This is a genomic window from Bradyrhizobium sp. USDA 3256 (genome assembly GCF_054058275.1).
The window spans coordinates 5,553,089-5,567,027 of record NZ_JBSSAE010000002.1 but is presented as its reverse complement, the minus strand read 5'-3'; the positions used below and the strand labels follow the sequence as shown (position 1 = coordinate 5,567,027).

Annotated in this window: 12 protein-coding genes and 1 pseudogene; 8 read left to right on the top strand and 5 right to left on the bottom strand. The window is 63.5% G+C overall.

Features of this window, described 5'->3' with window-relative positions:
- Positions 1–4: 4 nt before the first annotated feature.
- Positions 5–1,039, bottom strand: a complete 1,035-nt coding sequence (locus ACVWY5_RS28250; RefSeq protein ID WP_028335654.1) for a LacI family DNA-binding transcriptional regulator — start codon at positions 1,037–1,039, stop codon at positions 5–7.
- Between the two features lie 182 nt (positions 1,040–1,221).
- On the opposite strand from ACVWY5_RS28250, the gene ACVWY5_RS28245 reads away from it, so the two are divergent.
- The 7 genes and pseudogenes from ACVWY5_RS28245 (at position 1,222) to ACVWY5_RS28215 (ending at position 8,377) form a co-directional block, all read left to right on the top strand.
- Positions 1,222–2,523: an ABC transporter substrate-binding protein gene (locus tag ACVWY5_RS28245; protein WP_028335653.1), complete on the top strand. Its 1,302-nt coding sequence runs from the start codon at positions 1,222–1,224 to the stop codon at positions 2,521–2,523.
- A 58-nt stretch (positions 2,524–2,581) separates the two neighbouring features.
- On the top strand, positions 2,582–3,469 hold the full coding sequence (locus tag ACVWY5_RS28240; RefSeq protein WP_028335652.1) for a carbohydrate ABC transporter permease: 888 nt from the start codon (positions 2,582–2,584) through the stop codon (positions 3,467–3,469).
- A gap of 4 nt (positions 3,470–3,473) precedes the next feature.
- Entirely contained in the window at positions 3,474–4,301 is an 828-nt protein-coding gene (locus ACVWY5_RS28235; protein WP_028335651.1) for a carbohydrate ABC transporter permease, read from the top strand.
- A gap of 7 nt (positions 4,302–4,308) precedes the next feature.
- Complete coding sequence (locus ACVWY5_RS28230) at positions 4,309–5,313, top strand: zinc-dependent alcohol dehydrogenase family protein (RefSeq protein WP_028335650.1); 1,005 nt, start codon at positions 4,309–4,311, stop codon at positions 5,311–5,313.
- A gap of 5 nt (positions 5,314–5,318) precedes the next feature.
- A pseudogene (locus ACVWY5_RS28225) lies at positions 5,319–6,387 on the top strand (ABC transporter ATP-binding protein).
- Positions 6,384–7,343, top strand: coding sequence for a sugar kinase (locus ACVWY5_RS28220; protein WP_028335649.1), 960 nt, complete (start codon positions 6,384–6,386; stop codon positions 7,341–7,343). Before ACVWY5_RS28225 ends, ACVWY5_RS28220 begins: the two are co-directional and overlap by 4 nt.
- Positions 7,340–8,377, top strand: coding sequence for a tagatose 1,6-diphosphate aldolase (locus ACVWY5_RS28215; RefSeq protein WP_028335648.1), 1,038 nt, complete (start codon positions 7,340–7,342; stop codon positions 8,375–8,377). Before ACVWY5_RS28220 ends, ACVWY5_RS28215 begins: the two co-directional genes overlap by 4 nt.
- Positions 8,378–8,685: 308 nt before the next feature.
- On the opposite strand, the gene ACVWY5_RS28210 is transcribed toward ACVWY5_RS28215, so the two are convergent.
- From ACVWY5_RS28210 to ACVWY5_RS28195, 4 genes are read right to left on the bottom strand one after another with little or no spacing between them, the layout of a single operon-like run.
- Positions 8,686–9,195 carry a DoxX family protein gene (locus tag ACVWY5_RS28210; RefSeq protein ID WP_321176937.1) on the bottom strand — a complete coding sequence of 170 codons (510 nt, stop codon included), beginning with the start codon at positions 9,193–9,195 and terminating at the stop codon, positions 8,686–8,688.
- Positions 9,192–9,977, bottom strand: a complete 786-nt coding sequence (locus ACVWY5_RS28205; protein WP_028335646.1) for a DUF2063 domain-containing protein — start codon at positions 9,975–9,977, stop codon at positions 9,192–9,194. Before ACVWY5_RS28205 ends, ACVWY5_RS28210 begins: the two co-directional genes overlap by 4 nt.
- The gene (gene bufB / locus ACVWY5_RS28200) at positions 9,964–10,875 is read right to left on the bottom strand and encodes an MNIO family bufferin maturase (RefSeq protein ID WP_028335645.1); all 912 of its coding nucleotides are present in this window, start codon (positions 10,873–10,875) and stop codon (positions 9,964–9,966) included. The genes ACVWY5_RS28205 and bufB overlap by 14 nt, the downstream gene beginning before the upstream one ends.
- A gap of 50 nt (positions 10,876–10,925) precedes the next feature.
- Complete coding sequence (locus ACVWY5_RS28195) at positions 10,926–11,225, bottom strand: BufA1 family periplasmic bufferin-type metallophore (protein ID WP_038377692.1); 300 nt, start codon at positions 11,223–11,225, stop codon at positions 10,926–10,928.
- 391 nt (positions 11,226–11,616) lie between these two features.
- Here ACVWY5_RS28195 and ACVWY5_RS28190 point away from each other — a divergent pair, with 391 nt between their 5' ends.
- Entirely contained in the window at positions 11,617–13,662 is a 2,046-nt protein-coding gene (locus ACVWY5_RS28190) for an adenylate/guanylate cyclase domain-containing protein (protein WP_051376225.1), read from the top strand.
- Positions 13,663–13,939: the final 277 nt, after the last annotated feature.

Here is a 13,939-nt window from a genome sequence, read left to right as displayed (position 1 = left end):
CGCTTCAGGATTTGAGAGGGGGAGCCGTCGATTCACGGACCACCAGGGAGAAGTCGATCTCGCGATGCATGATGGTCTGCTCGCCGGCGAGGCTGCGCACCAGATACTCCCCGGCGCGCTGCCAGGTTTCTCCGGTCGGTACGTGGATCGTGGTCAGGCTCGGCCGCAAATGGCGGCTCCAGTCGAGATCGTCGAAGCCGACCACCGACAGGTCGCGCGGCACCGAAAATCCATCGCGCTCCGCCTCGAGCAACACCCCGTAGGCGATGACATCGTTGCCGCAGACGACGGCGGTCGGACGATCCTTCAGGCTGAGGAGATGGCGGGCCGCTTCGCGCGCGTCGTCCAGCGTGTAGGGCACCTCGACATGCCATTGCGGCGGAAGCTCCAGGCCGTTCTCGGTGAGCGCGCGGCGAAAGCCGGCGACGCGAGCGCTGGCGCGGTCGTTGTTGCGCTGGAGCGCCGAGACGATCCCGATGCGGCGGTGGCCAAGCTCGATGACATGCGCGGCGGCGCGGTGGGCCGCCGCTTCGTTGTTGGTTCCGACGCACGGGTGGGGTCGATCAGGCTGGTAGATGCCGACATTGATGAAGGGAACCGCATTGTCCGCAAGCAACTTGCGCAGTCCCTCGTGATGGCAATCACCGCGCAGCACAAGTCCATCGACGCCGCGGCTGATCAAATTGCGCGCTTGCTGCAATTCGACGTCGAGATCGTAGCCGCTCGTGGTGAGAAACAGCATGTATCCGACCGAGGAGAGATACTGCTGAAGCGAGGCGATGCCGCGCGCGAACATCGTGTTGTCGATGGTCGGAACGATGGCGCCGAGCGTGCGCGAGCGCCGTGACGACAGGATGCGCGCCGGCGCATGCGGGATGTAGCCGAGCGCGTCGATGGCCTGTTCGATGCGCGCCCGCAAGGAAGGGCTTACCGCATCGGGATTGTTCAGCGCGCGCGACACCGAGGCCGTTGAGACGCCGGCACGGGCTGCTACGGCGCGGATGCCCTGTTTCACGGATTTGGCGTTGGTCAATCGCATCAATGTAACGTTACATTCGATGAGGCAAACCGCGTGGCAGCGGTAATCTCGTAAATTTGCCGCAGAATATCCGGTTTGTCCATTGCTTGACACAACCGATGTGAGGTCTAGATTGTAACCGTTTTCAAGCTGCGTTCAAAATGGCCCGTCAGCTTAAGGCGGCCAGCCGGGAGGAGAGTTCGATGAAGGTCAGGATGCTCGCGACCCACGTCGCGTTGCCCGTTCTCGCGATTGTCGCCGTCAGCGCGCAGGCTCATGCGGCCGATTTCGACTGGATGAAGTTCAAGGGCAGGACCGTCACCTTTCTCGCCAATAACAATCCGGTCGCGCAGGCGCTGCTGACCTACAAGGCCGATTTCGAGAAGCTGACCGGCATGACCCTGAAGGTCGACGGCTATCAGGAACAACAGATGCGCCAGCGTCTGGTCACCGTCATGAATGCGAACAGCGACGAGGTTGACGTGTTCATGACGCTACCTTCGCGCGAGGGCGAGCAGTTCGCCGCGGCGGGCTGGTACGGCGATCTCACTGCGATGGCCAAGAACGAGGTGGCCAAGGAATACGACCCGGCCGGGTTGAGCCAGGCTCTGCTCAAGGCCGCGACCTTCGGCGGCAAGCTGACCAGCATGCCGATGAACATCGAAGGTCCGATCTTCTATTACCGCACCGACATCTTCAAGAAGTGCGGCATCGAGGCGCCGAAGACCATCAAGGATGTCGAGGCGGCGGCCGAGAAGATCAAGACCTGCGACAGCGCTGTCACGCCCTTTGTCTCGCGCGGCCTCAAACCCGCCGTCGCCTACACCTTCAGCAACATGCTGCACAACATCGGAGGCAGCTACATCGCGGGCGGCAAGTCGAACCTCTGCTCGGCCAAGGCCAAGGAAGCACTCGACACCTATAGCCGGCTGCTGCGCGACTTCGGTCCGCCGGGTGTGGTCAACTACAGCTTCCAGCAGATTTCGGCGCTCTACCGCAGCGGCCGCGCCGCGATGGCGTTCGAATCCTCGAATGAGTTGCGCACGGTGATGGAGGGCGGCGCGCGCTTGAAGGACACCGGCCTGTTGCCGTTCCCGGCGGGCGAGGCCGGCCAGGTGCCGACCACGATCGGCTGGGGCATGGCGGTGTCTTCGCACAGCAAACAGCCGGACGCGGCCTGGTACTTCGTGCAGTGGGCGACCAGCCCCGAGGTGCAGAAGAAAATGGCGCTTCAGGGCATTGCGCCGCCGCGGCCGTCGGTCGCCAAGGATCCTGAGTACCGCAAGTGGATCGACGAAGAACCCGTCCGCAAGGAATGGCAGGCTGCGCTCGACGTGCTGGCCACGAAGGGCTCCTCCGAGGTCGGCTATCCCATCATCGCCAACCCGGAATCGCGCGAGTTCATCGGCCAGGCTGTGCAGGATCTGATCTTGAAGCAGAAGCCGATCGACCAGGCCTGTGCTGATGCCGACAAGGCGCTCGATGCGCTGATCGCCCAGAAGTAACCGCTTGATGCCGGCAGGCTTGCGCCTGCCGGCGCCTCACTCTCAAGGAAACGGACGCATGTCGGACGCGGCTGCGACACTCACGCAGGACCGGCAGAAGCTGGAAATGGCGACGCTCTCGGCGCCGGCCGTGATCTTCACGGTCGCGATGATCGCGTTTCCGGTCATCTATACGATCTGGCTCGGCTTCCAGACATTCTCCTCGACCGGCAAGCAGTCCTTTGCGGGCCTCGCCAATTACTCAAAGCTGATCTCCGACTACGAGTTTTGGCACGGGCTCTGGATCACCATAGCGCTCTATGTGCTGTCGTTGGTGCTCCAGCTCGTCTTTGGCGTGTGGCTGGCTCTGGTGTTGTTTCACGCCAAGCGCCTGCCGGGAATCGTGCGCTCGCTTTTCATCTCCCCCTTCATGATGCCGCCGGTGGTGGCGGGCATGATGTGGCTGGTGATCCTCGATCCCTCGCTGGGCGCGGCCAACTATATCCTGCAGTCGTTCGGCCTGCCGCCGTCGGACTGGCTGGCGTCGCCGACCTGGGTTATCCCGACCGTCGCTCTGATCGACAGCTGGCAGTGGACGCCATATGTCGCCTTGATCGTGCTGGGCGGCCTGCAATCGCTGCCGCCGAGCGTCTACGAGGCCGCGCAGATCGACGGGGCTTCGCCGTTCAAGACTTTTCAGCGCATCACGCTGCCGCTGCTCTGGCCGACCATCGTGACCGCAGCCATCCTGCGCAGCGTCGATCTCCTGCGCTTCTTCGACATCATCTACATCACGACCCAGGGCGGCCCCGGCAACGCCTCGAACACGCTCAACATCTACGGCTTCCGGGTCGGCTTCGAATTCTTCAACATCGGCTATGCCAGCGCCCTGATGCTGACGCTGACGGCGATCGTGTTCGGCGCCGTGCTCGCCTTCAACCGCCTGCGCGGCGCCGTGGCGTGGTGATGTCATGACGGATGCCGCCAACACCGACCGCTGGATCCGCTGGCTCAATACCGTGCAGCTCGTGCTCGCCGGCGTGCTCATCATGGCGCCGACGGTCTGGATGGTGCTGTCCTCGTTCAAGCCGTCGTTCGAGGTGACGGCCTATCCGCCGACGCTGATCTTCACGCCGACGCTCGACAATTATGTCGAGCTGACCAAGACCACGCCGTTCCTCAGCTATGCGCTCAACAGCCTCATCGTCACCGTCGGCTCGACGGCGCTGGGGCTGCTGTTCGGCATCCCCGCCGCTTTCGCCGTGTCCTGGACACGGATCTCGTGGCCGGCGATCCTGACGCTCGCAGCGCGCATGGCGCCGGGCACGCTGTTCCTGCTGCCGTGGTACGTCATGTTCCGGCAGGTCGGGATGATCGGCTCCTACACCGCGCTGATCCTGAGCCACGCGGTCATCACGCTGCCGATCGTGATCTGGGTGCTGCTGCCATCCTTCGACGGCATCCCGCGCAGCGTCTTCGAGGCGGCGCAGGTCGACGGATGCAGCGTCACGCGCATCCTCTGGCGCATCGCGCTGCCGCTGGTGGCGTCCGGCGTCGCCGTCTCGGCGATCCTCGCTTTCGTCTTCTCATGGAACTACTTCCTGTTTGCGCTGGTGCTCTCCAACGGCGACACCAAGACGCTGATCGCGGCGGCCTTCAACTTCATCGGCGAAGGCTCGACGCAATGGGGCGCCCTCATGGCCGCGGCGACGCTGATCGCGCTGCCGCCGCTGGTGCTGGCTGCTCTGGTGCAGCGCTGGCTGGTGTCCGGACTGACGCTCGGTGCGGTGAAAGGCTAGGTATCTGATGAACGTATCACCCCGTCCGAATTCGATCATGCAGGCCGCGGTCTTTCACGGCGGCGACCGCATCACCATCGAGCGCGTGGCAATGCCCGACGTCGGCACAGGTGAAGTGCTCGTGCGCGTTTCGCGCACCGCGCTGTGCGGTTCGGACTTCAAGCTCTGGCACAAGGGCGCCGAGTTCACCGCCGGCCATGAGATTTTCGGCGTGGTCGAGCAGCCCGGTCACCGGCTGCATGGTCGCCGCTGTGCCGTCTATATTCCACTCCACTGCGACCATTGCGCGGCTTGCAAACGCGGCGATACCCAGATGTGCCTGGAGGTCTCGAGCCTGATCGGCTGGAACCGGCCGGGCGGCTACGCCGAATTCGTGCCGGTGCCGGAAAATTGCCTGCTGCCGGTGCCCGATGACATCGAGGACAGCCTCGCGCCGCTCCTGCTCGACACCATCGGCACGTCGGGCCACGCCGTGCGCTTCGTCAGCCGCGTGGTGCCGCCGGGTGAGGCCGGACCTGTTCTTGTCATGGGCGCCGGGCCAGTCGGTCTCGGCGTTGTGCTGGCGCTCCGCGCGCTCGGCTACAACGACATCCACGTCGCCGACCCCAATGCGACGCGGCTGAAGATCGCGCAATCCTTCGGCGCGAAGGCGCATCCCGTGGGCGACACCTCGAAGCGCTTCGCCCTCATCATGGAATGCTCCGGCGCGCATGCGGCGCGCAACCTCGGCATCGAGCTCGTCCTGCCGCGCGGCGCGCTGGTGCTGGTCGGCGAGAACGCCGCACCCTGGACCATCGAGGAGGGCAAGGTGTTCCGCCGCAAGGACTTCTACATGATCCGGACCTTCTACTTTCCGGTCTCGGATTTCGAGCCGAACATCGAGCTGCTGCGCAAGTTCAAGGACGAATACCGCGTCCTCGTCGACGGCGAGTTCGGCCTGCCGGCCCTGCCTGAGAATTTCGCCCGCTTTGCCAGGGGCGAGCTGATCAAGCCGGTATTGGCGCTGGATTAGCGATCATGGCCTCGATCTCGATCCGCAACCTCGTCAAGCGCTACGGCAGTTTCACCGTGATCCCCGATCTCAATCTGGAGATCGCGGACCATGAATTCGTCGTCTTCGTGGGGCCGTCCGGCTGTGGCAAGTCGACCCTGCTGCGAATCATCGCGGGTCTCGAGCCGATCACGTCCGGTGACCTCTACATAGGCGACAAGCGTGTCAACGGCGTGCAAGCCGCACAGCGCGACATCGCGATGGTGTTCCAGGACTACGCGCTCTATCCGCACATGCGCGTCTACGACAATATGTCGTTCGCATTGGAGTTGCGGGGAACGCCGAAGGCGGAGATCGACGCGCGCGTGAAGCGTGCCGCCGCGCTCCTGCACATCGAGCCCTATCTCGATCGCAAGCCGAAGGAGCTCTCCGGCGGGCAGCGCCAGCGCGTCGCCATGGGCCGTGCGATTGTGCGCAATCCCAAGGCGTTTCGACGAGCCGTTGTCCAACCTCGACGCAAAACTGCGCGGACAGGTGCGGGCCGAGATCAAGGCGCTATCGCAGGAGCTCAAGACCACCATGGTCTTCGTGACCCATGACCAGATCGAGGCCATGACGATGGCCGACCGGATCGTGGTGCTCCAGAACGGTACGATCCAGCAATACGACACGCCGGAGACGGTCTACGAGCGGCCGGCCAACCAGTTCGTCGCCGGCTTCATCGGCTCGCCGGCCATGAACTTTTTCCCGGTCGAATGGCGTGAGGAGCGCGCGATCCTTTCACAAGGCGCAACGGTGGCGCCGCTGGACGGCGAGGCCGCAAGCCGCCTCCAGCAGGCGGGAAATGCCGTGCTCGGCATTCGTCCTGAACATTTTGCCGTCGCGACCGATGCGGCGGACGGCATCGCCATCAATGTCAAGCTCGTTGAGCCGCTCGGCTCGGATACGCTGATCCATTTCGATCTCGCCGGCGTCTCCGCGATCGCAAGGGTCGATCCAGCGTTGCGACCAAAGCTCGGCGATCGCCTCAGTTTGCGGCCGCAGCCGGGCAAAACGCATTTGTTCGATGCAGCGAACGGGCAGGTCTTGCGGTGAGCGCATCGGCGAACATAGCAGCTCTTGCGGCGCTCGCGGATGTGGCGACGGGAGCCAGGGGCGTCCAGGTGATCTGCCTTGGGCTATCCGCGCTCGATCAGGTCTGGCGCGTCGATCGGCTCTTTGCGGGCAACAGCGAGAAGATAAAGGCCATCGACTACGGTACCCTTGGCGGCGGAATGGCCGCCAATGCCGCGGTTGCGGTCGCACGGCTTGGTGCCTCCGTCGCGTTCTGGGGGCGGGCAGGGGACGATGCCGCCGGGCACGAGATGCGGTCGGCTTTTGCTGCCGAAGGTGTCGACGTCGAGAATTTTCGGCTGTTTCCCGATGGCCGCTCATCGGTCTCAGGGATCATTGTCGACAGGTCAGGCGAGCGGCAGATCGTGAACTACCGTGGTTTCTTTCCGGAAGCGGCCGATTGGCTTCCGCTTGAGGCCGTCGCTCGCGCATCCTCGGTGCTGGCCGATCCGCGCTGGGTGGAGGGCGCCGCGACGCTGTTTCGCGAGGCGCGTGCGCGCGGCATTCCGACGGTGCTCGACGGCGACATGGCTGATGCCGAGGTATTCGAGCGACTGCTGCCGCTGACCGACCACGCGGTCTTCTCCGAGCCCGCGCTCGGTTCGTTCGCCGGATCTGCCAAAGACGAATCTCTCGCAGCACTGGCGCGCTTCGGCTGCAGTGTCATCGCCGTCACACGCGGCGAGGGTGGTGTCAGTTGGTACGAGAATGGCCAGCTGCACCGGCACGCCGCCTATGCCGTCGATGTCGTCGATACCACAGGGGCCGGCGACGTCTTCCATGGCGCCTATGCACTGGCGATCGGCGTCGGTCTCGATGTGCGCAATGCCATGGCGTTTTCTGCAGCCACGGCAGCGATGAAATGTCGCCACGCCGGTGGCCGCAACGGAATCCCCTCCATCAACGATTGTCTTGCATTCATGAGGACGAAGCCATGAGAACGATTGGAAAGAACCGCGGGCTGGGACGCCTTGCTGATGCGGAAGGCCACTTTCGCATGGTCGCGTTGGATCAGCGGCCGCCGCTGTTCGATGCCATTGCGAAGGCGAAGGGAATCACGCGGGATCAGGTCGAATATTCCGACGTCACGGCGGCCAAGCGGCTGCTCGTCGAAAACCTTGCGCCGCATTGCAGCTCGATGCTGTTCGACCCGAATTTTGCCGTGCCCGCCGCGATCGATCTGTTGCCGCCGCGCTGCGGCCTGATCATGACGCTGGAGGAGCATCGCGTCGAGGAGACCGCGGGCGGTCGCAAGTCGCGCGCGATCGCCAACTGGAGTGTGGAGAAAATTCGCGCCATGGGCGGCGACGCCGTCAAGGTGCTGGCCTGGTATCGGCCGGATGCGGACGCCGCGGTAAACGAGCATCAGAAGCGCTTCGTGCGCGAGATTGGCGAGGAGTGCGCCCGCCACGATGTTCCCTATGTTCTTGAACTGCTGGTCTATCCGTTCCTTGGCAGCGCCAATCACACCGCCGATTATGTGGAATCGCCCGGCAAGCTCCCGGGCCTCGTCATCGATAGCGTGCGCGAGTTTGCCAGGCCCGAATACGGCGTCGATCTCCTGAAGCTTGAGAGCCCTCTCGCGGCCAACAGCCTGCCGGCCCGTGACGGCAGCGCCGAAGCCAAGGCCGCGCAGAAGGAATTCGATGCGATCGGCGATATCTGCCGCGAGCGGAGCATTCCCTGGGTCCTGCTGTCGGGTGGCGCCGCGCCGGAAAAATTCGAACGCGTCCTCGACTTCGCCTATGCCGCGGGCGCGGGCGGTTTCCTGGCGGGCCGCACCATCTGGCTCGATGCTGTCCTGAAGAATTTCCCGGACCTTGCGTCGGTTTCGGCGAGCCTGCGCAAGGATGGCCTCGGCGTGCTTGAGCGGCTCAACAAGCTGACGACGGCGAAGGGCACGCCATGGAAAGCGCGCTTTCCGGGATTCACTGACATCAAGCAGGAGGGGGACTTCGCGCGCGCCTATTGAAATGGTGACGGCTCAACTTGTCTTGGTGGGCCCGCCAGGACTCGGACCTGCAGAGGAAAGCCTGCGACTGCCGTTATCCCAGGTGTTCTGCCGGACAAAAACGGTCTGTGTGCACGTGAGCGAAGCGATGCGTGAACTGGACCCGGTTCGCTGTAATGGAAGGTTCAAGCTTCCTTCCTTAGGCCGTCGACATAGGCGTTCCCGTTCCGGCTGGTGATTCCGGCAACACGGTCTGGATATGTCAGAGCCAGATCCCAGCCGACGGACGCGCCACAGTCAAAGACGTACAGGACGTAAGCTTGATGTGCTCAGTTCGCTTGCCGAGGGAATCCGTGTATCAGATGATCCGCCGAGATGCGTCCCGGTCCCCAAGCCATGATCCCGAGCGCCATCGCCGCCCAAGTGAGGTGGATCGGCCAGCCGTCGGGCACGGTGAGTTCGACAATCATGGTCATGAACAACAGCCCGAGTGCGGCAAAGCGGGTGCCAAGGCCGAGCACCAGCAGCACCGGAAAGGTGATCTCGCCGCATCCGGACAGGAATGCCATCACCGCAGGTAGCGGATAGTGATAGGGCCCGCCTGGCAGGTGCAGCATGAACTCGTCGGTGAACAGCGTCACCGCGGTGTCGCTCAGCTTGAGGAAGCCGGTCCATTTCAGGATGCCGGATTTCCAGAACGGCACCGCCAGCGCCACGCGCATCACGAATTGAACCAGCGACGGCAAGGCCACTGTCTGGATCAGGTGCTCGGCCTTGTCAGCGAGGTGGCTCAGCCGGTGGCGTTCACTGGCGCCAAAATGCTGATAGATGACCATCATGCTTCTCCGAAATTGATTGATGTGAAAGCACCCGCCTCGATCATGCCCGCGATGTTCGCCGCGATGTCGAAGCCGGGCGAGGACTGAAGTGCCGACGCTGCTGCGTCGCCGAGCGGCCGTCCCGACATCAGGTTTGTCAGAAACACCGCGCCGCCATCGGGCAGATGGCGCACGACGACGTCCATCCCGGGCCGGGTGATCAGAGCATCTTCCGGCGTTCCCGCGTCGATCCGACCCGGCATCTCTCCGCCGCGATTGGCGGCGAAGATCGTCACTGCCGCGAAAGGCGAGCGGACGATTCCTGCTGCGGGATGTGCGGTGAACACCACATCCGCCAGCCGCTCCGGCGGAACCAGAGCGAGCACATCCCGTGACAGTGGCGCGGCATCGGCGGCATGATAGGCATCGAGCCAGGCCCGCTCGATCCGCGCGACATCAGCTAGCCAGGGCATGGCACAGGCATATTCGTAAGTTTCGATGAACGCGGGAAAGTCGCGGCCATAGTCGAGCAAGAGCGGCGATGTTGGCGGCGAGGCCCGGACATGGAAACGCGCCATGGCACGGAAGAACTCGACGCCCGTGATGCGCTGGACCGCAGGGTAGATCGCGGCAAGCGCATCGATCAGGCTGACCGTGACGTTGTTGCGATAGACATTGTAGCGCCGGACCGCCGCCTTTCCGTTCGGCCCGGTGACGAGCGAGGGCGTCGCGCGCCCGGGGTCGATCAGCGCAGCCGCGAAGCGCGCCGCGTAAGACGAGAGCTCCTCCTCAAGCGGCAGCATAGCGCATCTCCCGCTGGTGGCGGTCGAGGATTGCTTGCGCCGCAGCCGCTTCGGCCTTCAGCACTGGCCAGTCCGGAATTTTGCTGTCCCATTCGACCAGCGTCGGGACGGGACCACAGCGCGAGATGACGATCTCGAACAGCTTCCACACCGAGTCCGTGACCGGTCCGTCATGGCTATCGATCAGGAGCAGGTCGCCTTCATCGTCGAGCTGCTCGGCATGACCGGCGAGATGGATTTCGCCGACGCGTGACAACGGAAAGTCGGAGAGATAGTCGAGCGCGGAGAAGCCGTGATTGTTTGCCGAGACAAACACATTGTTGATGTCGAGCAGCAGTCCGCATCCGGTGCGCTCCGCGACGCAGCGGATGAACTCGGTCTCGCTCATCGACGATTCGATGAATGCGAGATAGGTCGACGGATTTTCCAGCAGCAGCGGCCGCCAGATGGCGTCTTGCACTTGATCGATATGATCGCAGACCCGTGCGAGCGTCGCTTCGGTATAGGGCAGTGGCAACAGGTCGTTGAAGTAGGTGGTGTCGTGGGTCGACCAGGCGAGATGTTCCGATACCAGCGCGGGCTCGTAGCGCTCGACGAGATCGCGGAAGCGCTTCAGATGCGCCTTGTCGAGCGGCCGTTCGCCGCCGATCGACATGCACACACCATGCAATGATACCGGATGATCGCGGCGCACGGCTTCCAGCGCGCGATGCGGCGGCCCGCCCGCGCCCATGTAATTCTCTGCATGCACCTCGAAAAAGCCACGCTGCCGTCCTGCGCCAAGGATCGCAGCAAGGTGCTCGGGCTTGAAGCTGGTACCAGCCAGGCCATGTATGGCAAGCGCGGGAAAGCGGGCAGGCTCGGCTGCGGGCAACCGGGACAAGATCGCAGCGTTCATGTCGTCTCTCCGCTTTCCCTATGATCGTGAACGTCTGCCGTGCGGTGCGACTAGACCGGCTTGAGCGATCCGGTCTTCCCGTTCGGAAGCTGGATGCTGGTGCAGGTGCCACCCTGCACGAACTTCCACGCATTGCCCTGAAAGTCGACCGTCGAGGTGCCCTGGCAGGTCGTGCCGGGGCCGGCCGCGCAATCGTTCTGGCCCTTCAGCGCGACGCCGAAGCACTTCTCCTTGTGGGCCGCGGTCGCTGCATCCGCCTCGGCCTTGGTGAGGGGAGCGGCGGTGGCAAGGGTTGCAAGCGCGGTCGAAACGGCGCCGGCAAGGACAAGCGAGCTGATGACATTCTTCATAGATCTCTCCACATCGTTATTTTGCGTCGCCTCCTGAGGCGTCGGGGGCGCATCGACAGGTTCGTTCCGTTCGCTGCTGCCATTACGGTTTTGGCGGCTCACGAATCCGTGACTTCGCTGCGGGGTGTCACGCAAATGGCTCTTGTGCCGTCTGCGTGCCAATCAAATACGCCGACATCGACCGGAGCCTCCAATGCCTTGTCGCTATGGAAACCGGGCGGGTCGAGCATTGGCGATGGCGACGCTCCGCCTGTTATAATTCCGAGACGTAACAATCTGCCGGACGCAAGCGTATCGCCATCAAGCCCTCCGACCGCCGGCGAAGGCCAACATGAACGCCTTTGAACGCTCAAGCGCCCTCGAACGACCGCGGTCACCGTCTTCGGCGAGGATGCTGACGATCAGCATTCGTCTTGCCGTCTCGGCGCTGGTCCTTACGGCGATCCTGTTCACCGCCGCAGCCTCGAGCCTGCTCTGGTGGCGCACGGCCGAATCGATCAGCCGGCAGCTCGCCTCGACGATCAACGAACAGATCGTCGCTGCCGTTCGCAAGGAGGTGTCCGCGATCGTCAATGAAGCGCGCGCCGCCCACACCGCCGTGCGCACGCTGTTCCTGCAGAACGTGCTCGATACCCGCGAGGCCGACAAGCGCGAGTTCGTGTTCCTATCACAATTGCAGTCGCAAGCGACGATCTCCTGGGTCGCCTTCGGGTGGCCCGACGGTTCCTTCTTCGCCGCACATAAGCTCGGTGACGGCCATCTCGAGATGATGGAGATCTCGAAGATCGACCACGTCGGCCAGCGCCGCATCGACGAATATCAGGTTATCCCCGGCGACATCGAATTTGAATCCCGCCGTTTCGAACCCACAGACTTTAGCGTCACTATGCAGGACTGGTTCAGGATCGGCATGGAGGCCAAGGGCCCGCAGTGGTTCGGGGTCGTCGACCATCCGATCGGCCCGCGCCCATCGATCGCCTTCGCGGGGCCGATCGATGTCTATCAGGAACGTCAGGGCGTCCTTGCGATCATCATCGAGTACACCAGGCTCTCCCGTTTCCTCGCCCAGCTCGAAGTCGGCCGCACCGGAACGGCTTTCATCCTCGGTGCCGGCGACGAATTGATCGCGGCTCCCGACAAGAACGCCGACGAACTGCATCCCGCGCACAGCAGGATCGATCTGTTGCCGTTGGCGCGCATGGCTCTGACACTGGCCGGCGAGGACGGTCGCAAGGAAGCCTGGCGGCGGCGGCTTACCCTCGATGGCGCAGCCTATGAGGTTGGGCTCACGCCCCTACCATTTACCGGCTGGTGCCTGGCGACCGTGATCCCTGAGGCTGAGTTTCTTGGCCCGGTCGAAACCACGTTGCGACGGCTCATCATCGGTCTTGCCATCGGTGCGCTGCTCGCCGCCCTGTTCTCTGCGATGCTGGCGCGGTCGGTGATCGCCGCACCGCTCGCCCGTGTGGTCGGCGAAATCCGACATGTGGAAAGTTTTACGCTGGACCAGGTGCGCCGCCACCCGTCGCGGCTCGCCGAGATTTCGAGCCTTTCGGGCGCGATAGCCGAGATGGCGCAGGGCTTGTCTGCTTTCCGCAAATTCATCCCGGCCGATCTGGTCCGGTCGCTCCTTCGCCAGGGCATCGAGGCGAAACCTGGCGGCTCGATCCAGGAGCTGACGGTAATGTTTATCGATGTGGCCGGCTTCACCGGGCTTTCCGAGCGCATGGGGGATCGCGTTGTGCCGCTGTTGTCGCGATATCTCGACGTCGCCTCCGAAGTCATCGTCGCCCACGGCGGCACCATCGACAAATTCATTGGCGACGCTGTGATGGCATTCTGGGGCGCGCCGACAGCGCAGGCCGAACATGCCCTGCTCTGTTGCCGTGCAGCACTCGTCTGCCGCCAGGGCATTGAGGCCGCGGGCGTCAGGGACGACCAGGGCCATCCCCTGCAAATCCGGATCGGCATCAATTCCGGCCGCATGCTGGTTGGCAATGTCGGCTCCGAATTGCGGCTGAACTACACCGTGATTGGCGATGCCGTGAACGTGGCGAGCCGCCTCGAAGGCGCCAACAAGCGCTATGAGACGCAAATTCTGATCGGCGCCGAGACCAAGCGCCTCGTTGAGGGGGCCATGATCACACGCGAGATTGATCGCATAGCCGTCTACGGCAAGACAGAAGGCCTCGCTGTGCATGAACTGATCGGTTCGGCTACAGGCGACGCTTACCCGGCCTGGATCATCGATTACGAACAGGGACTACTTCAATATCGCAAGCGCGACTTCGCCAGCGCCATATGCTGCTTCGAGGCTGTCTTGCGCCAGCGTCCTCACGACAGGCCAACTGAACTGATGCTCGACCGCTGCAAGCTCCTCGAGCAGTCGGGTGTTGACGACACGTGGTCACCCGTCGTGACACTTCAATCAAAATAGCCGATCCGCCGGTACCAGGCAGACGACTGGATGCTGGCTATGCTCGAAAGCGGCAGCATTCGATATCGAAGAAGGACGTCGTTGCCGGCCCGCTGGTCAATCCTGAGTTCTGGCGGGAAATAAGCCTGACCACGGTCAAGGGGAGGCCCTATTCGTGGGCTGTCGGTTCGCTCGTCCACGGGGCGATGAGATCGGCGTGTCTGGGTGACGTCCCTCTTGCCGTCAAGGACCTCTCCGCTGAGGAAGCTGGATCGGACGAGCAATTCTCCTCATCACG

What these genes read in the sequence shown, in the direction of transcription:
- ACVWY5_RS28195 (WP_038377692.1), bottom strand. Translation starts at nt 11,225, where the DNA reads ATGAAGAATGTCATCAGCTCGCTTGTCCTTGCCGGCGCCGTTTCGACC.
- ACVWY5_RS28215 (WP_028335648.1), top strand. Translation starts at nt 7,340, where the DNA reads ATGAGAACGATTGGAAAGAACCGCGGGCTGGGACGCCTTGCTGATGCG.
- ACVWY5_RS28230 (WP_028335650.1), top strand. Translation starts at nt 4,309, where the DNA reads ATGAACGTATCACCCCGTCCGAATTCGATCATGCAGGCCGCGGTCTTT.
- ACVWY5_RS28240 (WP_028335652.1), top strand. Translation starts at nt 2,582, where the DNA reads ATGTCGGACGCGGCTGCGACACTCACGCAGGACCGGCAGAAGCTGGAA.
- ACVWY5_RS28190 (WP_051376225.1), top strand. Translation starts at nt 11,617, where the DNA reads ATGCTGACGATCAGCATTCGTCTTGCCGTCTCGGCGCTGGTCCTTACG.
- ACVWY5_RS28250 (WP_028335654.1), bottom strand. Translation starts at nt 1,039, where the DNA reads ATGCGATTGACCAACGCCAAATCCGTGAAACAGGGCATCCGCGCCGTA.
- ACVWY5_RS28210 (WP_321176937.1), bottom strand. Translation starts at nt 9,195, where the DNA reads ATGATGGTCATCTATCAGCATTTTGGCGCCAGTGAACGCCACCGGCTG.
- ACVWY5_RS28235 (WP_028335651.1), top strand. Translation starts at nt 3,474, where the DNA reads ATGACGGATGCCGCCAACACCGACCGCTGGATCCGCTGGCTCAATACC.
- bufB (WP_028335645.1), bottom strand. Translation starts at nt 10,875, where the DNA reads ATGAACGCTGCGATCTTGTCCCGGTTGCCCGCAGCCGAGCCTGCCCGC.
- ACVWY5_RS28205 (WP_028335646.1), bottom strand. Translation starts at nt 9,977, where the DNA reads ATGCTGCCGCTTGAGGAGGAGCTCTCGTCTTACGCGGCGCGCTTCGCG.
- ACVWY5_RS28245 (WP_028335653.1), top strand. Translation starts at nt 1,222, where the DNA reads ATGAAGGTCAGGATGCTCGCGACCCACGTCGCGTTGCCCGTTCTCGCG.